Raw genomic sequence first — 19,931 nt, 5'->3', positions numbered from 1 at the left:
GCCCCAGCGGGCATCGCGACTACCGTGGCGGGCATGAGCAACACCGAGGCCGCCCCGGCCGAACTCGCCTGTGGCGATCGGCCCGCGGCCGCCGATCCTGATCGGCCCCTTGTCGAGGTGCTCGCTCCGCGCGCCGTGCCGCTCGGCGGGCCGCGCGCCATGCGGGTCCGGCGGACCCTGCCGCAGCGGTCGCGGTCGCTGATCGGCGCCTGGTGCTTCGCCGACCACTACGGCCCCGATGCGGTCAGCGGGCCCGGCGCGATGGACGTCGCGCCGCATCCGCACACCGGGCTGCAGACCGTCAGCTGGCTGTTCTCCGGCGAGATCGAACACCGCGACAGCCTGGGCACGCACGCGCTGGTCCGCCCCGGCGAACTCAACCTGATGACCGGCGGGCACGGCATCTGCCACTCCGAAGTCTCGACCGCCGCCACGAAGACGCTGCACGGCGTCCAGCTCTGGGTGGCCCTGCCCGAGCGGCACCGGCACACGGCACGGGCGTTCGACCACTACGTCCCTTCGGTGAACCGGATCGAAGGCGCGGAGATCCGCGTGTTCCTCGGCTCGCTGGCCGGCCGGACGTCGCCGATCCCGACGTTCACCCCGCTGCTGGGCGCGGAAGTCGTGCTGGGACCGGACGCCCACATGTCGCTCGGCGTGGACCCCGGCTTCGAGCACGGCGTCCTGGCCGACACCGGCGACGTCGTCGTGGCCGGGACCCGTGTCCGGGCCACGGAGCTGGGCTACGTCGGCACCGGGGTGCGGTCGCTGACCTTGAGCAACCGCGGCACCGAACCGGCCCGGTTCCTGCTGCTGGGCGGCACCCCGTTCGACGAAGAAATCCTGATGTGGTGGAACTTCGTCGGCCGCACCCACGAAGAGATCGCCGCGTTCCGCGAAGCGTGGGAAGCCGGGTCGGACCAGTTCGGCAGCGTCACGGGCTATGCGGGCGAGCGCCTGCCCGCTCCCGCGCTGCCCGCGGTCCGCATCAAACCCCGCCGCAACCCTGGCTCAGGCCAGGAAACCGCCCACGGCTGACCGGAAAGCCGGCGCGTCGTCCAGCCACGGGTAGTGCACGGCGCCGGGCAGGACGACGGCGCGGCCGTCCGGGAACAGCGCGGCGAAGCGGTCCGCAACCGCCGGGCCGGCGATCCAGTCCAGTTCGCCGGCCAGCACCAGCACCGGAGCGGTGACGGCGCCGAGCGCGGCCCGGGTCGTCTCGGGCTCGAAGGCGCCGGCGGAGTTGTAGATCCGGGCGGCCACCCCGTTGCGCTGGCCTGGTTCGCCGGCCTGGTGCTGCCGGGCCGCGGCATCCCAGCGGCCGTAGTACAGCGGCGCGAAGGCGGCCCAGTCCGCACTGGTCGCCTTCTTCGCGGCGATCGATTCGTAGGCGGCGGCCGCGGCGGCGAACCAGGGAGCGCCGGACCGCCGGGCCATGATCCGCCGCCTTTCCCCCGGCGAAACGTCGAAGCCGACGGCACGCGGGCTCGGCGCGATCAACGCGAGCCGGCTCAGGCGCCGCGGGTACCGGGCCGCGTACCGGACGGCCAGGCTCGCCCCGGCCGAGTGTCCGAGCAGGTCGAAGCGTTCGAGGCCGAGGTGCTTGCGCAGCGCCTCGACGTCCTCGACCTGGCGGTCGCACCGGTAGGTGGCGGGGTCGGCGGGCTCTTCCGAGTCGCCGGTGCCCCGGAGGTCCAGCACGGCGAGGCGGCGCCGGGTGGACAGGCCGCCGAGATCCCCGAGGTAGCCGCCGGCCCGCATCGGGCCGCCGGGCAGGCAGACCACCGGTGGCCCGGCGCCCGACCCCCAGAGGTGGACGGCGAGCGCGGTTCCGTCCGGCGCGGAGAAGATCGGCACTCCCCGACCCTGGCATCCCCGGGCCAGGGGGAACAAGATTCAGCGCTCCCGGGCGAGGTAGGCCTCCAGCGTCGCCATCCGGTGCCCGCGCGCGAACCGCTCCACCTCCTCCGGTTCTCCCCCGCCCTCGATCAGCGCCAGCAGCCGCTCGTGCTCGACGACCGACTCCGGCGCCCGGCCCGGCACCGACGTGAACGTGCTGTCGCGGACCGCCGCCAGCCGGGTCCAGCAGCGCTGGACCAGGTCGACCAGGTTCGGGTTGGGGCAGGCGCCGAACAGCACTTCGTGGAACTCGGCGTTCAGCGCGGTGAACGCCACCGGGTCGAACTCGGCGAGGCTGCGGCGCATCCGGTCGTTCAGCTCGCGGGCGCGTCCCAGCGTCTCGGCCGTCAGCAGCGGCGCCGCGAGGCCGGTGGCCGCGCCCTCGACGATCGCCACCGTCTGCATCGCGTGCTGGTAGGCGACCGGATCGGTGGCCACCACCCGGGCGCCGACGTTCCGCTCGAACTCGATCAGCTCCTCGGCCTCCAGCCGGCGCAGCGCCTCGCGGACCGGCACCGCGCTGACGTCGAGCTCGCGGCCGATCTGGTCGAGCACCAGCCGGTAGCCGGGCCCGTAACGCCCGGCAAGGATCCGGGCTTTGATCGTCTCGTAGGCCAGCTGCGACTTGGTGACCGGTCTTTCCGCGGACGCACCAATCATGTAGGAAACCATATATGGTCCGTCGATTCCCAGGAGGCGATGCCGATGTCCCCGGTGATCCCGACCGCGGCCGACCTGATCGTCGGCGGGCTGCGCGCCCACGGCGTCGACACCGTCTTCGGCCTGCCCGGCGTGCAGACCTACGACCTGTTCGACAGCCTCGCTCGCACCGGCGGCGACATCCGAGTGATCGGCGCCCGGCACGAGCAGACCGTCGCCTACATGGCGTTCGGGTACGCCCAGGCGACCGGCCGCACCGGCGTCTGCACCGTCGTCCCCGGCCCCGGTGTGCTCAACGCGTCGGCCGCGCTGCTCTCGGCGTACGGCGCGAGCGCACCGGTGGTGTGCTTGACCAGCGAGATCCCGCGCGCATTTCTCGGCCGCGGGCTCGGGCACCTGCACGAAATGCCCGACCAGCTGGCGACCCTGCGCTCGATCACCAAGTGGTCGGCGCTGGTCGAGCACCCGGTGCAGGTGCCGGACGCACTGGCGACGGCGTTCCGGGAAGCGGCAGGCGGTCGGCCCCGGCCGGTCTCGCTGGCGGTGCCGTGGGACGTGCTCGGGCTGCGCGCCCCGGCCGCCGTCACCGGCCCGCTGCCGCTGCCCCGCCCCGCCGTCGACCCGGTTGCCACGGAGAAGGCCACGGAGTTGCTGCAATCGGCGAAGCACCCGATGATCATGGTGGGCGGCGGCGCCCGGCACGCCGCCGCCGAGGTCCGGGCGCTGGCGGAGCGGCTGCAGGCGCCGGTGGTGCCGTTCCGCGGCGGGCGCGGCATCGTGGGCGACGACCACCCGCTCGGCTTCACCTGCGTCTCGGGCTTCGAACGGTGGCCCGAAACCGACGTCGTGATCGGCATCGGGTCACGGCTGGAGCTCTCCTGGTTCCGCTGGCCGGGCAAGCCCGCCGGCCTGAAGACGATTCTTCTCGACATCGACCCGCGGCAGGCGACCCGGCTCGAAGCGGACGTCGCGATCGTCGCCGACGCCGCCGACTCGACAGCCGCGCTCACCGCCGCCGTCGGTCCACAACGGACGGACCGGACGGCGGAGTTCACCGCGCTGAAAGCCGCCGTGGCCGAGCGCGTCACCGACGTCGGGCCGGAACTGGAGTACCTCCGGGCGATCCGGGACGTGCTCCCGCGCGACGGCTTCTTCGTCGAGGAGATCTGCCAGGTCGGCTTCGCGTCCTACTTCGGGTTCGAGGTCTACGCCCCGCGCACGTTCGTCACCTGCGGTCACCAGGGCACGCTCGGCTTCGGCTACCCGACGGCACTGGGCGTGCAGGCGGCCTTCCCCGGCCGTCCGGTGGTTTCGGTGGCCGGGGACGGCGGCTTCATGTTCGCCGCGCAGGAACTCGCCACGGCCGTCCAATATGGACTGAGCGTCGTCGCCGTGGTGTTCGACAACGGCTACTACGGCAACGTGCACCTCGATCAGGAGCGGCTGTTCGAGGGCCGCGCGCTGGGCGGCCGGCTGGGCAACCCGGACTTCGCCCGGCTCGCCGAGACGTTCGGTGCGCTCGGCCTGACCGCACGCACCCCGGACGACCTGCGCGACGCGCTGGACAAGGCGTTCGCCGCGGGCCGTCCGGCGCTGGTGCACGTGCCGTGCGAACTGGGCGTGGGCACGTCGCCGTGGAAGTACCTGATGCCGGAGTCGGACCGCAGCTAGCCGAGCCGCTTCCGGGGCCGCCCCGGCCGGACGGGCACGGGTGCGGGGTGGAAGTCCTGGCGCCGCAATGGGTGCTGACGGCCAGTCACTGTGCGGGCCGGAACCCGACCGGAGCGCGGGCAGGTGTTCCGAAGGGCCGGCAGCAGGACGCCGCGATCCGCTACGCGAGCGGCCCGGGCTGCGCACCGTGGCACGGCACGTCCGGCGCCGCCCTCCTGGGCCCCGACGGCACCACCGTCGCCGGGATCCACAACACCCACAACGACTCCGGCGAGCAGTGCTCTGCGGACAACCCGTGCGAGGTCGACTCGGCCGGGGCGGTGACCTCGGTGCCGGGGCGTGGTTACGGCCAGCAGGTGGCCGGGATCGCGGCCTGCCTGAAGGGGTCGGAGGTGGACCTGACCCGACCCGGCTGCCCGCTCACGGGAGCCTGACCAGGCGTTCCAGCACGGCGAAGATCCGGTCGACGTCGGCCCCGGTCGTCCGCCAGTTGCTGAAGGCGGCGCGCAACGCCGGGCGGCCGTCGTACACCGTCGGCGTGAGGAACGTCGTCCCGTCCTCGGCGATGTCGCGCACCAGCGTGTCGATCCGGTCCTGCGTGACCTCCCCGGCCGGGGTGAAGCAGACGACGTTGAGCCGGACCGGCGCCAGGAGGTGCCAGTGCGGCGAGCCGTCGATGCGCGCGCCCAGGTCGCGGGCCAGCGCGACACAGCGCTCGACGATCTCGCGGTGCCCGGCGCGGCCGTACGCCACCAGCGAGAACCAAGCCGGGAGCGCGCGCAGCCGCCGGGAATTCTCCGGCGTCAGGTGCAGGAAGTCCGGCGTCTCGCCGATCTCGCCGAGGTAGGCGGCGTTGTTGCTGAAGACGCGCAGCTGCAGGTCGCGGCGGCGGGTGAACTGGACGGCCGAGTCGTAGGGCACGTTGAGCCACTTGTGCAGGTCGACGACCACCGAATCGGCCTGGTCGAGACCGGCGGTGAGCGCCGCGTGCTCCGGGACCAGCGCGGCGAACCCGCCGAACGCGGCGTCGACGTGCAGCCAGAAGCCGTACCGCTGCTTGAGGGCGGCGATCGCCCGCAGGTCGTCGAAGTCGACGGTGTTGACCGTCCCCGCGTTCGCGACGACGACAGCGGGGCCGTCGAGCGTCTCGAGCGCTTCGGCGAGCTTCGCGACGTCGACGGCTTCGCGGCCCGGGAGCACCGGCACCTTCCGCAGGGCGGACCGGCCCATCCCGAGGAACGACAACGCCTTCAGGACGCTCGAATGCGGCGAACCGGACAGCACGGTGACGGGACCGAGCGCGGCGGCTCCCGCTTCGGACACGGCCACCCCGGCCCGTTCGCCGAGCCACTCGCGGGCGATGGCCAGACCGGTGACCGTGGACATCGTGGCGCCGGTGACGAACGCGCCGGAGAACTCCGGATCCAGCCCGAACAGCTCGGCCAGCCAGCCGACGGTCTCGCGTTCCAGGTCCTGCGCCGAGGAGTCCATGCCGCTGGCGGGATTCTGGTCGTAGGCGGCGGTGAGCCAGTCCCCGGCCAGGGACGCCGGGGTGGCACCGCCGGTCACGAAGCCGAGGTACCGCGGCCCGGCGCTGGCGGCGAAGCCGGGTTCCCAGCGCCGCGCGAACTCGTCCAGCGCACCCCGCGCACCCGCGCCGTCGGCCGGCAGGGGCAGCGGCTCCAGGGCGACGGGCGGGACGGCGGCCGCCCGGCGGTCCAGCCCGGCGAGCGCCTCGGCCGCGAGTTTGCTTGCGGCGTCGAGGAGATCGGGCAGGGCGTGCAGGTCATCGGCGAGCCTCGGGTCCATTTCGCCGACGCTAGGCTCGGCGGCACCCCGCTGTCGCGGGCCAATCCCCCGAAACTGGTCCGCTCACGCCGGGCGCGCGTGATTGGGCGGGCATCTCGCGTGATTGGGCGGGCATCACGGGTGAGTGCGGGGGACGGGGTGCCGGCGGAGGCGGCGGACCCGGGACTCGGCCGGGTCGAACGCCACCCGGCGCAACGGTCCCGCCAGCAACAGCACCACCGCCATCGACGACAGCGCCGCCAGCACCAGCGCCGCCACGAACTGGGCGGCGCCCGACGTCGCCGTCGCCAGGACCGCGTAGCCGGCCGGCACCAGGGCCGGCGGGGCCAGGAAGCCGGTCAGCACCGGCACCAGCGGCACCCGGTCACCGTCGGGGCGGCGGGCGGAGACCACCGCCGCCCCGGCGCAGGTGACCGCCGCGACCAGCAAGCCGCCGCCGACGGTGTCGCTCAACCGGTGCCAGCCCAGCGCCACCGCGGCCGCCGAGACCCAGGCGACGCCGAATCCCCCCGTCACCAGGGCCGCCCGCCGGAAGCGGCGGGGCAGGACGATCGCGAGCGCCACCAGCACGGCCATCGCCGCGCTGGCGTGCCCGCTCGGGAAGCTGTTGTGGCCCGCCACGCCGAGGCGGTCGCCGGTGCCCGGGCGGTCCAGGACGTACAGCTTGAGCAGCTGCGCCACCACCAGCGGCGCGGCCAGCAGCACCAGCGTCATCACCCCGAGGGCCAGGCGCCGCCGCACCACGGAGATCGCCACGATCAGGACCGCCACCCCGCCGAGCACCACCACCAGGTCGGCCTCCCGCAGCGGGGCCGCCCAGTCCACTGTGGTCCCGGCGGACTGGGCACTGCGGACGACGCCGTTCTCGACGCCACGGCCGGCCTCCGTGCGGACGAAGAGCAGGTAGGCCGCGACGAAAGCCAGGGCGAACCCGGCCGCGCTCGCCGCCAGGACCGCCGTGCGGGACGCGGCCCGGGGCACCGGCGCGGGCCGGGCCGGGCGGGTCGCGGAGGGTGCGTCGGTGAGGATCACTGCCATGTCCCCGAGTCTGGAACGCGCTTTTCGGGATCCCGTCAGCGCGATGTCATGGTTTCGCTACAAGATCCGCCCGGGTCGCCATGACGTGCACTTTTCCGAATAATGGCGCCGTGGCCGAGGTACTGGTGGTAGAGGACGACGCGGCGGTGCGGGAGGGACTGCAGCTGGCCCTGCGCAGGCAGGGGCACGTGGTGCACACCGCGGAATCGGGCGAGCTCGGCATCGAGGTGCTCGTGCGCCACCGGCCCGACCTGGTCGTGCTCGACCTGATGCTGCCCGGCATGGACGGCTTCGAGACCTGCCGCCGGATGCGGGCGGCCGGCCCGGTCCCGATCATCATGCTCACCGCGCGCACCGACGACTTCGACATCGTGGCCGGGCTGGAAGCGGGCGCGGACGACTACGTTGCCAAGCCGGTCGAACCACGGGTGCTGGACGCCCGGATCCGGGCCGTCCTGCGCCGGGCGGCCGTCGAACGACCGGACGGGCCGGCGGCGGCCGAGGAGCGGCACGGCGACCTGGTGATCGACCGGGCCGCGCTCGAGGTGACCAAGCGCGGCGAGCCGGTGTCGCTGACCCCGACCGAGCTGAAGCTGCTGCTGGAGCTCTCGCGCACGCCCGGGCAGGTGTACAGCCGCCAGCAGATCCTCTCCGCCGTGTGGGACCACGACTACCTCGGGGACTCCCGGCTCGTCGACGCCTGCGTGCAGCGGCTGCGGGCGAAGATCGAGGACGTGCCGGCGAAACCGGAGCACGTGCAGACGGTCCGCGGGTTCGGCTACCGGTTCGGCCGGTCGTGACGGCACCGCGGGTCCGGTCGTGGCTCGCCGGGCTGCGGCCCCGGCTGGTGGCCGCCTTCGCGGTGATCATGATCCTCGGCGTCACCACCGCGGTGGGCGTGAGTTACGTCTTCGCGCGCCGGGCCATCCTGGAAGGCGTCCAGGACCAGACGATGCTGAAGCTGCGCGACCAGATCGTCGCGTACCTGCCCACCGTGTCGCTGCCGCCGTCGCAGGCCACGCTCGACGCCTTCGCGGCCACGCTCAAGTCCAGCAACGCACTCGTCGTCTACGGGAACCTGCACGCGACTTCGGGCCTGTCGATCGACGACGTGCCGGGCGACCTGCGCCACGCCGTGGCCACCACCACCAACATCCAGTTCCAGCGCGTCGACGTCCAGGGCTTCCCGCTGTTCTTCGTCGGCGTGCCGGTGCAGACCGGCGGCGGCAAGCCGAGCGGCCTCGAGGTCTACGCGATGACGCGGCTGATCGATCAGCAGGAAGCGATCGACGAGCTGGCCCGCAACGCCTGGCTGTACTCCGCGCTCGCGCTGCCGCTCGCGGTCGGGGTCGCGCTGCTGGCGGCGCGGCAGGTGCTGCGGCCGGTGCGCGCGCTGAACACCGCGGCGAGCCAGCTCGGCCGCGGCCGGCTGGACGTGCGGCTGCCCGCCAAGGGGTCCGACGAGCTCGCGCAGCTGGTCACGACGTTCAACCACACCGCCGCGGAGCTGGAGCGCACGGTGGGCACCCTGCGCGCGATGGAGGCGGACGCGCGGCGGTTCGTCGCCGACGTCTCCCACGAGCTGCGGACCCCGCTGGCGGCGATGAACGCGGTCACCGACGTCCTCGACGAGGACGCCGAGCAGCTGCCGCCGGACACCGCGGTCGCGGCGCGGCTGGTGTCGGCCGAGACGCGGCGGCTGACCCGGCTGGTGCAGGACCTGATCGAGATCTCCCGGTTCGACGCCGGGCGGGCGGAGCTGCGCCGGGAGGAGCTGGACGTCGCCGCGGCGGTCACCGACAGCCTCGCCGCGCGGGGCTGGGAAGCCGGGGCCGACCTGGTCACCGACCTGCCGGCCGGGATCACCGCCCGGCTCGACCGGCGACGGCTCGACATCGTCGTGGCGAACCTGGTCGGCAACGCGCTGCGGCACGGCGCGCCGCGGGTCGAGGTGGTGCTGCGCAAAGAGCTCGGCGACGTCGTGCTGACCGTCACCGACCACGGGCCGGGGATCCCCGCCGAAGCGCTGCCGAAGGTGTTCGACCGCTTCACCAAGGCCGACTCCGCCCGCGCCCGGTCCGGGGGCAGCGGCCTCGGGCTGTCCATCGCGCGGGAGAACGCGCGGCTGCACGGCGGCGACATCGTCGCGGCCAACACGGGCACCGGCGCCCGGTTCGAGCTCCGCCTGCCCGGGGAGGCGTGGTGAAGAAGCTCGTCGTCCTCGCGGTGCTGCTGCTGGTGAGCGCGTGCGGGGTGAAGCCGACGCCGGTGGTCGCGGCCGGCCCGGCGCCGACCCTGCGGGTCCCGGCGACCGACGGCCGCGGCACCGACCTGATCCTCTACTTCGTCCTCGACGACCGGGTGGCGCCGGTGGCGCGGTCGTCCGACGGGGTGGCAGGCGTCGAAGCCGCGCTGTCGATGCTGCTGGCCGGGCCGAGCACCGACGAGCGGGCCGACGGGTACACGACGGCCCTGCCCCGCCCGTCCGGCGCGATCACCGTCACCCCCGGCTCGCCGGCGACGATCGGCGTCCCGTTCCCGCTGCGGCCGCTCACCGGTGCCGGGATCAACCAGCTGGTCTGCACCGCGTTCGCGGCGCTGGCCGCCCAAGGCGGGTACGCCACCGGCGGCACCGTCGCCCTCGCCGGTCCGGACGTCCTGCTGCCGTACCAGACGTGCCAGGCGTGAGGGCCGGTGTCGACTTGCCGCCAAAGCCTCAGCCGGGATAGGGCCGCGCCGCCCGGGCCTCGGTCAGCGACCGGGCCCACCAGCCCAGCTGGTCGAGCATCGCCTTCGCGGCGACGCCCGCCGCGGCGTCGTTCGGCACGCCGTCGTCCCCGAAGCACCCCTGGGCACCGTGGAAGCTGACCGTTTCGCGGATCGTCACCGCGTGCAGCTCCGCGAAGACCGCCCGCAGGTGCTCGACCGCGCGCAGCCCGCCCGAAATCCCGCCGTAGGAGACGAAAGCGACCGGCTTGGCCCGCCATTCGGGCCGGTGCCAGTCGATGGCGTTCTTGAGCGAAGCCGGATAGCTGTGGTTGTACTCCGGGGTGACCACGACGAAGGCGTCGGCGGCTTCGAGCCGCGGAGCCACCTTCGCGACCTCGGCGACCACCGTCGCCGAAGGCGTGGCGCCGAAGGCCGGCATGACGAGCGGGAGGTCGGGCTCGGCGAGGTCGACGACGTCGACCGCGAAGCCGCCGTGCGTCCGGGCGACGCCGGCCAGCCAGTCCGCGACCACCGGCCCGAACCGTCCTTCCCGGACACTTCCGACGATCACCGCGACCCGGATCGGCGCTTCCGACACACTTCCTCCTTGACACGTAGGCATTGCTGCTGTCCGCACCAGGGTGGGACTTCAAGTTCGCTTGAAGTCAAGGGCGCCGCTGTGGTTGGGTGGGCACCATGGTGAACGCCACGGCCCGGCCGCTGCCCGACCTGACGGTCGGCGAGCTCTCCCGGCGCAGCGGAGTCCCCGCCTCGGCTTTGCGCTTCTACGAGGACGAAGGTCTCATCCACAGCCGTCGCACCGCGGGAAACCAGCGGCGCTACCGCCGGGACACGCTGCGGCGGGTGACGTTCATCCGGATGTCCCAGCGGGTCGGCATGCCGCTGTCGAAGATCCGGGAAGTGCTCGGCCTGCTGTCCGACGACCGCACGCCCACCCGCACCGACTGGGCGCGGATCTCCCGCTGCTGGCAGGACGACCTGAACGCGCGGATCCGCCAGATGGAACAGCTGCGCGACCAGCTGGACGACTGCATCGGCTGCGGCTGCATGTCGCTGGCCAAGTGCCGGCTCGCCAACCCCGGTGACCGGCTCGGCACCGACGGCCCGGGGCCGCGGCGCCTCGCCGACCACCGCGGGGAGGGCTACGAAGACTGACGTTCGAGGAGGCCGCGGACGTACATCGCCTGCCCGGCGTGCTGGATGTCGTCGTCGAGGACGCTGATCAGGCGCACGCCCAGCGACACCGGCGGGTCCCACGCCTCGTCGACGATCCGGTCGAGGTCCTTCTCGCCGAGGCCGGCGACGAACCGGACGGTCTGCTCGTGCACGGCGTCGTAGTAGCCGGTGAGCAGGTCCGGTTCGTCGACGCGGACCGCTTCGACGTCGGCCGGGCGGTGGCCGTAGCCGGTGTCACCGGCCGGGAACGGGAGGCCGAACCGGGAAAGCCAGTCCTGGCCGGTCCACACCTGCTCCGTCCCGGCCACGTCGGCGACGTGGTCGTCCTGGACCCGGCTCAGGTGCCACACCAGCCAGGCGATCGAGTTGGCCTCGTCGTCCGGCCGGGTCCCGAGCTGCCCGGCGGTGAGCCCGTCCACCGCCGCGTGCACCGTGCCCTGGACCCGGCTGAACCCTTCGACGAGCAGATCGGCCACGTTCATTCCGGCTGCCTCCCGTTGCTTACACCGTTTCCCGGCAGTGCTACCCGATCATGCCCGCCGGCAAACGGCGTCCGCTACCGGGGCAGCAGCTGGTCGAAGAACGAGCGGTAGCGGCGCAGCGCGATCCGCAGCTCCTCGGTGGCCGGTTCGCCCTGCTGCCACTGGGATTCCAGCTCGCTCTTGTGCTCGGCGAAGGTGGTGGCCAGCGCGCTGATCACGGCGGCGACGAGCTCGTCGGCCTGCCGGACCGCCTGCTTCGGGTCGTCGACGAAGCCGGTCTGGACGTTCTGCCAGCGCTCGCGGAAGCCGGTGACCTTCTCCTCGTCGATCAGCTCCGGCGTCTCCACGTCGCCATCCGACGCGGCGGGCCGCTCCACGTCCCCGCCCGAGCCGGCCGGTGTCTCGACGTCGCCACCCGACGCGGCAGGCGTCTCCACGTCCCCGCCCGAGCCGGCGGGCGTCTCGACGTCGCCACCCGAGCCGGCGGGCGCTTCGACGTCCCCGCCCGAGCCGTAGGAAGCGGTGGTGTCGTCGGTGTCGTGCCGCCCGGCCGAGGCCAGGTCGGCGGTGCTCAGGTTCTGGTCGTCGCCGGCGGTGTCCGGTTCGCGGAAGTCGGCCCGGTCCTGGCCGGGGACGTCGGCGTCGCTGTCGTCCCGGTAGCCGCCGGTCTCGTGCACGTCCTCACGCCCCGTCAGGTCCTGCTCGTCCTCGGCGTCGTGCCGCGTCAGGTGCTCGGTCATGGTCAACGTCCTCCATTCCACTCGGTCCGCGGGTTCGCGGACGCCTGGCGCTCGGTCTCGTGACGGTCGGTGTCGTGACGCTCGGTGTCGTGACGCTCGGTGTCGTGACGCTCGGTGTCGTGACGGCCGGTCTCGTGGCGGTTACTGTCGTCACGGCCGGTGTCGCGGCGGTTGGCCGCCCGCTGCTCGGCGCGGTCACCGTCGCGGTCGTGCCCGCCGTGGTCGTGCCCGTTCCGGCGGTCGTGGTGGTCGTGCTGCTCGTCGTCGGCACCGTCGGTCAACAGGTCCTCGAACACGGTGCGGTAGCGCACCATCGCGTCCCGCAGGTCCTCAGTGGACGCTCCATCACGCTTCTGCTGCGTGGTGTGCGCGGCCCGGTAGTGCTCGAGGGTCTTGGCGTGCCGCACGGAAAGGTCGGCCACCTGCTGCTCGTAGCCCTCGGTCGGGTACCCGCGTTCGGCCATCAGCGAGTTCAGCAGCTGGTCGGCCTCGGCGACCGCCGCGGACGGCTGGTCGACGAACTTTTCCTGCACCTGCGCCCATTCCCGGGCGTAGCGCTCGCGCGCCGACGCCGAAAGCGGCCGGATGTCGAGCTCCTTGTGCCGGCGTTCCCGCTCGGCGAGCTCGCGCTGCGCGGCACGGGGGCTGTCCTTCTCCGCGACCGCGCGGTCGTATTCGGGACCGAACCGCTGCTGCAGCCGTTTTCGTTGCATCTCCTGCGTCACCAGCCAGATCACGGCGCCGAGCACCGCGACGGCCACGACGACGATCAAGACGATCAGCCATGTGGGCATCGCTCAAACTCCTTCAAGGATGTCAAGCCCCCGATGGGATCGGTGTTCCCGGATTACCTCGGCCGAAAACGGGCAGGGGGCTCCCGACCTCGGGATTCGGCCGTCCGGCGGCGTCGATACGGCCGGATGACCGCGACCCGCGCGGGGAAGTCACGGTGATGACACCGCGTAGCGAGCAGCGTTATCAGGAAAGTGATATCCTTGATAACAGGTCGAGCGAACCGGCGGCCACCGAGGCCGCCCAGAGCGGAAGGAAGGAACCGATGAGCACCCCCACCGAGTCCCGCGTCGCCATCGTCACCGGCGGCTCCCGCGGCATCGGCCGCCAGGTCGCCGAGCGGCTGGCCGCCGACGGCATGGCGGTCGTCGTCGACTACGCGGGCAACGAGAAGGAGGCCACGGCCACCGTCGATGCCGTCACCGCGCGCGGTGGCCGGGCGATCGCGGTCCGCGCCGACGTGGCCGACCCGGCCGCGGTCGCTGAGCTGTTCGACACCGCGGAACGCACGTACGGCGGCGTGGACGTCGTCGCCCACCTGGCCGGCGTGATGAACCCGCCGACCCCGATCGCCGACACCGACTTCGAGGTCCTCGACCGCGTGCACCGCACCAACATCCGCGGCACGTTCGCGGTGGCCCAGCAGGCCGCGCGGCGGGTGCGCGACGGCGGCGCGGTGATCACCACCTCGACGTCGGTGCTCGGGCTGAACCTGCCCGGCTACGGCATCTACAACGCGACGAAGGGTGCGGTCGAGGCGATCACCATGATCCTGGCCCGCGAGCTGCGCGGCCGCGACATCACCGTGAACACCGTCGCGCCCGGCCCGACGGCGACCGCGCTGTTCCTCGACGGCAAGGATGAGGAGACCATCGCCCGGATGGCCGAGCAGCCGCCGCTCGAGCGGCTCGGGCAGCCGGAGGACATCGCCGAGGTCGTCGCGTTCCTGGCCGGTCCGGCGCGCTGGGTGAACGGCCAGGTGCTGCGCGCGAACGGCGGCATTGTCTGACGGGCATGCCTAACGGGTGAACCGGCTGACGATGACGTGGTCCTTCGCCGGCCCACGCACCGCCCACTCCTGCCGCCAGCGGGCGGCGCCGGTCACGCAGTACTCCCCGCGGTAGAAGTCGGCCCGGCAGGGGTGGTCCGCCGTCCAGTGGCCGGTGCGCAGGTCGAGGTCGTGGAAGAAGCCGCCGTGGTCGAAGTGGACCGCCGCGCGGCCGGGGCCCGCCGGGCGGTAGTGCAGGGTCCGGGTGACCGGCCCGGTGTACCCGCCGAGCCGCAGCTCGCCCTCCTCGTGGTAGACGAGGACGCCCCCGGCCTCGGTGAAGGTGGCGGTCCCGGTCACCTCACCCGCCGGGTCGCCGTCCGCGGTGCGGATTTCCCGGTCCAGGCGCCAGGCGCCGCCGAAATACGCGGCGAGATCGGGAACCGGCCAGTACTGCACCCCGCCAGTCTCCCATCCGGCGGCGGGGCGGCCCGGAACTGTCGGACCCCCGCTCTATAGTCGGGCGGGTGGCAGAGACCGACCTCGCACCCGCGTCCGACGCGCTGGAGATCCTCCGGCGCGTGTTCGGCTACGACAGCTTCCGCGGCGACCAGGCGGCGATCGTCGAGCACGTGATCGCCGGCGGCGACGCGCTCGTCCTGATGCCCACCGGCGGCGGGAAGTCGTTGTGCTACCAGATTCCCGCGCTCGTGCGGCCCGGCGTGGGCGTGGTGGTCTCGCCGCTGATCGCGCTGATGCAGGACCAGGTCGACGCGCTGCGCAACGCCGGCGTCCGCGCCGGGTTCCTCAACTCCACCCAGGACTACGCGGCGCGGCAGGAGGTGGAGACGGCGTTCCTGAACGGCGAGCTCGACCTGCTCTACCTGGCACCGGAACGGCTTTCGGTCGAATCCACCGTGCGGCTGCTCGACCGCGGCAAGATCTCGCTCTTCGCGATCGACGAAGCCCACTGCGTCGCCCAGTGGGGCCACGACTTCCGGCCCGACTACCTCCAGCTCTCGGCCCTGCACGAGCGGTGGCCGGACGTCCCGCGGATCGCGCTGACCGCGACCGCGACCGAGGCCACGCACCAGGAGATCGCCGCCCGGCTGAACCTCGACGAGGCCCGGCACTTCGTCGCGAGCTTCGACCGGCCGAACATCCAGTACCGGATCGTCGGCAAGAATTCGCCGCAGCGGCAGCTGCTGGAGCTGCTGCGCACCGAGCACGCCGGTGACGCGGGAATCGTCTACTGCCTGTCCCGGAACTCGGTGGAGAAGACCGCGGAGTTCCTGGTGCAGAACGGGATTCCGGCGGTGCCCTACCACGCGGGGCTCGACGCGCGCACCCGCGCGAAGCATCAGTCGCGGTTCCTGCGCGAAGACGGGCTGATCGTGGTCGCGACGATCGCGTTCGGCATGGGCATCGACAAACCGGACGTCCGGTTCGTCGCGCACCTCGACCTGCCGAAGTCGGTCGAGGGCTACTACCAGGAAACCGGCCGCGCGGGTCGCGACGGCCTGCCGTCCACCGCCTGGCTCGCCTACGGGCTGCAGGACGTCGTCCAGCAGCGCAAGATGATCGACACGTCCGAGGGCGACGAGGCGCACCGGCGGCGGCTGGGCGCGCACCTGAACGCGATGCTCGCGCTGTGCGAGACCGTCGAGTGCCGCCGCGTGCAGATCCTCAACTACTTCGGGCAGCAGGCCGGCCCCTGCGGCAACTGCGACACGTGCCTGAACCCACCGGAGAAGTGGGACGGCACGATCCCGGCGCAGAAGCTGCTCTCGACCGTCGTGCGGCTGCGCAACGAGCGGCGCCAGAAGTTCGGCGCCGGCCAGGTCATCGACATCCTGCTCGGCAAGGTCACGCCGAAGATCACGCAGTTCCAGCACGACACGCTGAAGACGTTCGGCATCGGCACCGAGCTGCGCGAGCCGGAATGGCGGGCGGTGGTGCGGCAGCTGCTCGCCCAGGGCCTGCTCGCCGTCGAAGGCGACTACGGCTCGCTCGTGCTCACCGAGACGAGCGCGGAAGTGCTGGGCGGCGATCGCCAGGTGCTGCTGCGCCGCGAACCCGAGCGGGCTGCGGCCGCGAAGGTCCGCAGCACGCGGAAGACCGCCGCCGCGGTGGTGGAGATGCCCGCGGAGGCGGCCCCGCTGTTCGAACGCCTGCGGGCCTGGCGGGCCGGGGTCGCGAAGGAACAGGGCGTGCCCGCCTACGTCGTCTTCCACGACGCGACCCTGCGCCAGATCGCCACGCAACGGCCGGCGTCGCTGGCGGATCTGGGCACGGTCAGCGGCGTCGGCGAGAACAAGCTCGCCAAGTACGGCGAGGGACTCTTGGAGGTCCTGACCGCCGGGTGACTTACCGTCCGGTGGCCGGGCCCGGGTGGCCCGGCTGCCCGGTCACCGAGTTGACCTTGCGGACCGCACCGGCGATCTGCTGGTGGTACTTGCCCTTGGTCTTGTCGTCGACGAACTTCGCGGCCTTCCCGACGGCCTGATTCACCTTTTCGGGGTTCTTCTTGGCGTACGCGCGGGCCGCCCCGGCGGCGCCGGCCAGTACGGTCAGCTTCTTCATCAGAGGCACGGTGGCCCTCCCTCGTCGGTTGCGGTCATCCTGACAACGCGGACGAACCACCCGGAGGTTCCCCGTGTGACGAGGGCCAAAACCTGGGCCCGCCGCGGCCGGCCCCGGAAATGGCCGCGCGGACCGCCGCCGCGCGGCCCTAGGCTCGCGATCATGCGCGACCTGGCCGCCCTGCCGAAGGCCCACCTGCACGTCCACCTGGAGAGCACGATCCGCCCCGCCACGCTCCGCGAGCTGGGCGAGGCGAACGGGGTCGACGTCCCGGGCGAGCCTCCGGTGTTCGACGGCTTCCGCGCCTTCGCCGACTACAACGCGCTCATCCGGTCCTGCCTCCGGCGTCCGGAAGACTTCGAACGCATCGCGCGCGAGTACGGCGAGGACGAAGCCGCCCAGGGCACGCGCTACGCCGAAGTCACCTTCACCGCGGCCTCGCACGGGGAACGGCTGGGTGACCTCGAAATGCCGCTGAAATCCGTCCTCAAAGGACTGTCGCAAAGCGAAAACCTCGAGTGGCGGCTGCTGCTCGACCACTCCCGGCGGCGGTCGGTCGAGCGGGCCGAGCGCACCCTCGATCTCGCGCTGAGGTACGCCGAAGTCTTCGCGATCGGTATGGCGGGCGAGGAAAACCACTCACTGCGGCCCTTCGCGCCGCTCTTCGGGAAGGCCCGTGCGGCGGGCATCCACCTGCTGCACCACACCGGCGAAGACGCCGGGCCCGACAGCATCCGCGAGGCGCTCGAAGTGGGCCGCACGGAACGGCTCGGCCACGGCATCCGCGTCCTCGACGACCCCTCGCTGGTCGCCGAGGTCCGTGCGCGTGGCCTGGCCCTGGAGGTGTGCCCGTCGTCGAACGTGACGCTGGGGCTGGTGCCGTCGCTGCCCGAGCACCCGCTCCCCCGCCTGCTCGAGGCGGGCCTGACGGTCACGCTCAACACCGACGTCCCGTCGGTCACCGGAACCGGCCTGGCCGGGGAGTACGCCCGCGTCCAACGGGCGTTCGGCTACGACGACACGAAGATGGCGGACTTCGCCCGTGCGAGCGTCACGGCGTCCTTCGCGCCCGAAGCGACCAAAAAGGCCATCCTGCGCGGCATCGACGCCTGGCTCACACCGGCAGCAGGCGGGTGACCAGCGTGCCGAGCTGGTGCACCGTGCGGCACTCGTGCATCTCGACGACCTCGGCGTACTCCAGCGCCGCCGAGTCCCCCGTGGACCACAGCGACCGCCGTTCCGGGTTGAGCCAGTGGACGTGCCGCGCGCGGGACTTGATCTCGCGGACCGCGTCGAGGTTGGGGTCGCCGCCGTTGGTACGGGCATCACCGAGGATCAGCACCGACGTCCGCGGACCGATCGCGTCCGGCCAGTTCTCGGTGAACTGCCGCAGCGAGCCGCCGTAATCGCTGTGGCCGTCCCAGCGCACCAGCGCCGCTTCGGCCAGCATGCGCGCGCCGAGGTGCTCGGGGTCGGCCGCGCCGGTGGTGACCAGGTGGGTGACCTCGTCGGTGCTGTCGACGAAGGCGAACACGCGGATCTTGCTGAACTGGTCGCGCAGCGCCTGCACCAGCAGCATGGTGAAGTTCGCGAACCCGGCCACCGAGCCGGAAAGGTCGCACAGCAGCACGATTTCCGGCCGTCCCGGCCGCCGGTGGCGGTAGGCCGGCCGCAGCGGCACGCCACCGGTCGAGAGCGACCGGCGCAGCGTGCGGCGCAGGTCGATCTGGCCGCGCGTGGTGCGCTTGCGGCGGGCGGCCAGGCGCGTCGCCAGCTTGCGGGACAACGGCTGGATGGTGCGCCGCAGCTCCGCGAGCTGGGTGCGGCTGGCGATGAGGAAGTCGACCCGGTCAGGTGAGGGCGCGATGGCGTGCTTGGCGACGCGTTCGCGGCCGCGGACCTCGGCCGCACGGCGGCGCGCCTCCGTGCGGACCTGCCCGCGGAAGCCCTCGACGCGGCGGCGGATCTCGTCGCGGTCGAGCCGGTCGGTGAACTCGCCGCGCACGCCCCCGCCGCGGACGGTGGCCAGCACCCGGGCGATCAGCGTCTGCGGCTGGAGCCGCTCCAGGGTCTGGTGGGCGGAGAAGCCGCCGCCCGGGCCGGACGCCGAGCCGTACTGGCCCAGCATGTCGACGGCCAGGCCGGCGAGCTGGGACAACGCCTGCTGATCGCCGTCGGCGAGCGCGGCGGCCAGCTCTTCACGCAGCTCCTCCAGCGTCGACGGCCGCTCTTCGCGGGCCCGCTCGGGTGTGCCGATCCCCGCCGGGAAGTACAGGTCGAAGGCGGCGTCGAAGACCGCCCGCTGCCCGCCGCGCCGGACCAGCGCGGCCGCCAGACCTTCGCGGACCAGTTCGCGGTCGTCGAAACCGAGGACCTCCAGCGCGGCCGCGGCGTCGACCGTCTCGGCGGGGCCGGCCGGGATGCCCTGCGCGCGCAGCGCCTTGACGAACGCGGCGAGCCGCTCCGGCACGCCGCCGGTCACGACGCGTCCAGGACCTGTTCGAGCTTCAGGCCGGCGCCCGCCTTGGCGATGTCGTCCTGGTGCTTGAGCACGACGCCGAGGCTTTCCCGCACGACCCGCTCGTCCAGCGTGGCCGCCCCGAGCGCGAGCAGGGTGCGCGCCCAGTCGATCGTCTCCGCGACCGACGGCAGCTTGCGCAGGTCCATCGCGCGCAGCGCGGCGATCACCCGGACGACGGAATCGGCGAGGGCGGCGTCGATCCCGGGGACCTTGAGCCGGACGATCTCGCGTTCGAGGTCCTCGTCCGGGAAGTCGATGTGCAGGAACAGGCACCGGCGGCGCAGCGCCTCGGACAGCTCGCGGGTCGCATTGGACGTCAGCACGGCGAACGGCGCGCGGGTGGCGGTGATCGTGCCGAGCTCGGGCACGGTGACCTGGAAGTCGCCGAGCACCTCCAGCAGCAGGCCCTCGACCTCCATGTCGGCCTTGTCGGTCTCGTCGATCAGCAGCACGGTCGGCTCGTCCGACGAGATCGCCGTCAGCAGCGGGCGGCGCAGCAGGAACTCCTCGCCGAAGATGTCGGTGCGCGCGGCCTCCCAGGTTTCGTCGCGGCCGGCGGTGATCCGCAGCAGCTGCTTCGCGTGGTTCCACTCGTAGAGCGCGCGGGCCTCGTCGATGCCCTCGTAGCACTGCAGGCGCACCAGCCGCGAGCCGCTGACCTGGGCGACGGCCTTGGCGAGCTCGGTCTTGCCGACCCCGGCGGGGCCTTCGACCAGCAGCGGCTTGCCGAGCCGGTCGGCGAGGAACACGGTGGTCGCCACCGCCGTCGACGCCAGGTAACCCGCTTCGGCCAGCTTGGCCGAGACGTCGTCGACGGAGGAGAAGAATCCGGTGCCCACCAC

22 protein-coding genes are annotated in these 19,931 nt (G+C 72.9%); 10 read left to right on the top strand and 12 right to left on the bottom strand.

From position 1 onward, the window contains the following. The first annotated feature begins 33 nt into the window (after positions 1 to 33). Entirely contained in the window at positions 34 to 1,038 is a 1,005-nt protein-coding gene (locus ISP_RS15870) for a pirin family protein (protein WP_013224886.1), read from the top strand. Here ISP_RS15870 and ISP_RS15865 read toward each other — a convergent pair. Then, the gene (locus ISP_RS15865; RefSeq protein WP_013224885.1) at positions 1,012 to 1,857 is read right to left on the bottom strand and encodes an alpha/beta fold hydrolase; all 846 of its coding nucleotides are present in this window, start codon (positions 1,855 to 1,857) and stop codon (positions 1,012 to 1,014) included. The genes ISP_RS15870 and ISP_RS15865 overlap by 27 nt on opposite strands. A 39-nt stretch (positions 1,858 to 1,896) precedes the next feature. Continuing rightward, complete coding sequence (locus ISP_RS15860) at positions 1,897 to 2,571, bottom strand: GntR family transcriptional regulator (protein WP_013224884.1); 675 nt, start codon at positions 2,569 to 2,571, stop codon at positions 1,897 to 1,899. A 33-nt stretch (positions 2,572 to 2,604) separates the two neighbouring features. Between ISP_RS15860 and ISP_RS15855 the strand changes: the two genes are divergently transcribed. Both ISP_RS15855 and ISP_RS15850 read left to right on the top strand, forming a co-directional pair. Further along, complete coding sequence (locus ISP_RS15855) at positions 2,605 to 4,230, top strand: thiamine pyrophosphate-dependent enzyme (RefSeq protein ID WP_230468793.1); 1,626 nt, start codon at positions 2,605 to 2,607, stop codon at positions 4,228 to 4,230. Positions 4,231 to 4,277: 47 nt separating this feature from the next. Then, positions 4,278 to 4,664 (top strand): hypothetical protein, encoded by a 387-nt coding sequence (locus ISP_RS15850; RefSeq protein ID WP_013224882.1) that lies wholly within the window; start codon positions 4,278 to 4,280, stop codon positions 4,662 to 4,664. Here the strand turns inward: ISP_RS15850 and ISP_RS15845 are convergent. Next, positions 4,651 to 6,039 (bottom strand): pyridoxal phosphate-dependent decarboxylase family protein, encoded by a 1,389-nt coding sequence (locus ISP_RS15845; protein ID WP_013224881.1) that lies wholly within the window; start codon positions 6,037 to 6,039, stop codon positions 4,651 to 4,653. The genes ISP_RS15850 and ISP_RS15845 overlap by 14 nt on opposite strands. 114 nt (positions 6,040 to 6,153) lie before the next feature. Next, on the bottom strand, positions 6,154 to 7,071 hold the full coding sequence (locus tag ISP_RS15840) for a phosphatase PAP2 family protein (protein ID WP_013224880.1): 918 nt from the start codon (positions 7,069 to 7,071) through the stop codon (positions 6,154 to 6,156). Between the two features lie 116 nt (positions 7,072 to 7,187). On the opposite strand from ISP_RS15840, the gene ISP_RS15835 reads away from it, so the two are divergent. From ISP_RS15835 to ISP_RS15825, 3 genes are read left to right on the top strand one after another with little or no spacing between them, the layout of a single operon-like run. Next, positions 7,188 to 7,877, top strand: coding sequence for a response regulator transcription factor (locus ISP_RS15835; protein WP_013224879.1), 690 nt, complete (start codon positions 7,188 to 7,190; stop codon positions 7,875 to 7,877). Then, positions 7,874 to 9,283, top strand: a complete 1,410-nt coding sequence (locus ISP_RS15830; protein ID WP_013224878.1) for a sensor histidine kinase — start codon at positions 7,874 to 7,876, stop codon at positions 9,281 to 9,283. The genes ISP_RS15835 and ISP_RS15830 overlap by 4 nt, the downstream gene beginning before the upstream one ends. After that, complete coding sequence (locus tag ISP_RS15825) at positions 9,280 to 9,765, top strand: hypothetical protein (protein ID WP_230468792.1); 486 nt, start codon at positions 9,280 to 9,282, stop codon at positions 9,763 to 9,765. The genes ISP_RS15830 and ISP_RS15825 overlap by 4 nt, the downstream gene beginning before the upstream one ends. Before the next feature lie 28 nt (positions 9,766 to 9,793). Here the strand turns inward: ISP_RS15825 and ISP_RS15820 are convergent, their stop codons facing one another. Then, positions 9,794 to 10,384, bottom strand: coding sequence for an NADPH-dependent FMN reductase (locus ISP_RS15820; RefSeq protein ID WP_013224876.1), 591 nt, complete (start codon positions 10,382 to 10,384; stop codon positions 9,794 to 9,796). Positions 10,385 to 10,482: 98 nt separating this feature from the next. On the opposite strand from ISP_RS15820, the gene soxR reads away from it, so the two are divergent. Next, entirely contained in the window at positions 10,483 to 10,962 is a 480-nt protein-coding gene (gene soxR, locus ISP_RS15815; RefSeq protein WP_165476095.1) for a redox-sensitive transcriptional activator SoxR, read from the top strand. On the opposite strand, the gene ISP_RS15810 is transcribed toward soxR, so the two are convergent. The 3 genes from ISP_RS15810 to ISP_RS15800 all read right to left on the bottom strand — a co-directional run bounded on the left by ISP_RS15810 (position 10,950) and on the right by ISP_RS15800 (position 12,999). After that, entirely contained in the window at positions 10,950 to 11,465 is a 516-nt protein-coding gene (locus ISP_RS15810) for a mycothiol transferase (protein WP_013224874.1), read from the bottom strand. The genes soxR and ISP_RS15810 overlap by 13 nt on opposite strands. Positions 11,466 to 11,539: 74 nt before the next feature. Then, complete coding sequence (locus ISP_RS15805; RefSeq protein WP_013224873.1) at positions 11,540 to 12,205, bottom strand: hypothetical protein; 666 nt, start codon at positions 12,203 to 12,205, stop codon at positions 11,540 to 11,542. 2 nt (positions 12,206 to 12,207) lie between these two features. Beyond that, positions 12,208 to 12,999, bottom strand: coding sequence for a hypothetical protein (locus ISP_RS15800; RefSeq protein ID WP_013224872.1), 792 nt, complete (start codon positions 12,997 to 12,999; stop codon positions 12,208 to 12,210). Between the two features lie 263 nt (positions 13,000 to 13,262). On the opposite strand from ISP_RS15800, the gene ISP_RS15795 reads away from it, so the two are divergent. Continuing rightward, positions 13,263 to 14,006 (top strand): SDR family oxidoreductase, encoded by a 744-nt coding sequence (locus ISP_RS15795; protein ID WP_013224871.1) that lies wholly within the window; start codon positions 13,263 to 13,265, stop codon positions 14,004 to 14,006. 9 nt (positions 14,007 to 14,015) lie between these two features. Here ISP_RS15795 and ISP_RS15790 read toward each other — a convergent pair whose 3' ends face one another. Beyond that, positions 14,016 to 14,444 (bottom strand): DUF6314 family protein, encoded by a 429-nt coding sequence (locus ISP_RS15790; protein ID WP_013224870.1) that lies wholly within the window; start codon positions 14,442 to 14,444, stop codon positions 14,016 to 14,018. 68 nt (positions 14,445 to 14,512) lie between these two features. Here ISP_RS15790 and recQ point away from each other — a divergent pair, with 68 nt between their 5' ends. Continuing rightward, positions 14,513 to 16,351, top strand: a complete 1,839-nt coding sequence (gene recQ, locus ISP_RS15785; protein ID WP_013224869.1) for a DNA helicase RecQ — start codon at positions 14,513 to 14,515, stop codon at positions 16,349 to 16,351. 1 nt (position 16,352) lies between these two features. On the opposite strand, the gene ISP_RS15780 is transcribed toward recQ, so the two are convergent. Next, entirely contained in the window at positions 16,353 to 16,568 is a 216-nt protein-coding gene (locus ISP_RS15780) for an antitoxin (RefSeq protein WP_014466907.1), read from the bottom strand. 162 nt (positions 16,569 to 16,730) lie between these two features. On the opposite strand from ISP_RS15780, the gene add reads away from it, so the two are divergent. After that, positions 16,731 to 17,705, top strand: coding sequence for an adenosine deaminase (gene add, locus ISP_RS15775; RefSeq protein ID WP_013224867.1), 975 nt, complete (start codon positions 16,731 to 16,733; stop codon positions 17,703 to 17,705). Here add and ISP_RS15770 read toward each other — a convergent pair. Both ISP_RS15770 and ISP_RS15765 read right to left on the bottom strand, forming a co-directional pair. Then, positions 17,683 to 19,050 carry a vWA domain-containing protein gene (locus ISP_RS15770; RefSeq protein WP_013224866.1) on the bottom strand — a complete coding sequence of 456 codons (1,368 nt, stop codon included), beginning with the start codon at positions 19,048 to 19,050 and terminating at the stop codon, positions 17,683 to 17,685. The two genes, add and ISP_RS15770, sit on opposite strands and share 23 nt — an antisense overlap. Further along, positions 19,047 to 19,928 carry an AAA family ATPase gene (locus tag ISP_RS15765; protein ID WP_013224865.1) on the bottom strand — a complete coding sequence of 294 codons (882 nt, stop codon included), beginning with the start codon at positions 19,926 to 19,928 and terminating at the stop codon, positions 19,047 to 19,049. Before ISP_RS15765 ends, ISP_RS15770 begins: the two co-directional genes overlap by 4 nt. Between the last annotated feature and the right edge of the window lie 3 nt (positions 19,929 to 19,931).

The sequence above is a fragment of the Amycolatopsis mediterranei genome (assembly GCF_026017845.1).
Taxonomy (GTDB): domain Bacteria; phylum Actinomycetota; class Actinomycetes; order Mycobacteriales; family Pseudonocardiaceae; genus Amycolatopsis; species Amycolatopsis mediterranei.
This window is presented reverse-complemented; position numbering and strand designations above follow the sequence as displayed.

What these genes read in the sequence shown, in the direction of transcription:
- ISP_RS15870 (WP_013224886.1), top strand. Translation starts at nt 34, where the DNA reads ATGAGCAACACCGAGGCCGCCCCGGCCGAACTCGCCTGTGGCGATCGG.
- ISP_RS15860 (WP_013224884.1), bottom strand. Translation starts at nt 2,571, where the DNA reads ATGGTTTCCTACATGATTGGTGCGTCCGCGGAAAGACCGGTCACCAAG.
- ISP_RS15855 (WP_230468793.1), top strand. Translation starts at nt 2,605, where the DNA reads ATGTCCCCGGTGATCCCGACCGCGGCCGACCTGATCGTCGGCGGGCTG.
- ISP_RS15845 (WP_013224881.1), bottom strand. Translation starts at nt 6,039, where the DNA reads ATGGACCCGAGGCTCGCCGATGACCTGCACGCCCTGCCCGATCTCCTC.
- soxR (WP_165476095.1), top strand. Translation starts at nt 10,483, where the DNA reads ATGGTGAACGCCACGGCCCGGCCGCTGCCCGACCTGACGGTCGGCGAG.
- ISP_RS15810 (WP_013224874.1), bottom strand. Translation starts at nt 11,465, where the DNA reads ATGAACGTGGCCGATCTGCTCGTCGAAGGGTTCAGCCGGGTCCAGGGC.
- ISP_RS15805 (WP_013224873.1), bottom strand. Translation starts at nt 12,205, where the DNA reads ATGACCGAGCACCTGACGCGGCACGACGCCGAGGACGAGCAGGACCTG.
- ISP_RS15800 (WP_013224872.1), bottom strand. Translation starts at nt 12,999, where the DNA reads ATGCCCACATGGCTGATCGTCTTGATCGTCGTCGTGGCCGTCGCGGTG.
- ISP_RS15795 (WP_013224871.1), top strand. Translation starts at nt 13,263, where the DNA reads ATGAGCACCCCCACCGAGTCCCGCGTCGCCATCGTCACCGGCGGCTCC.
- ISP_RS15780 (WP_014466907.1), bottom strand. Translation starts at nt 16,568, where the DNA reads ATGAAGAAGCTGACCGTACTGGCCGGCGCCGCCGGGGCGGCCCGCGCG.
- add (WP_013224867.1), top strand. Translation starts at nt 16,731, where the DNA reads ATGCGCGACCTGGCCGCCCTGCCGAAGGCCCACCTGCACGTCCACCTG.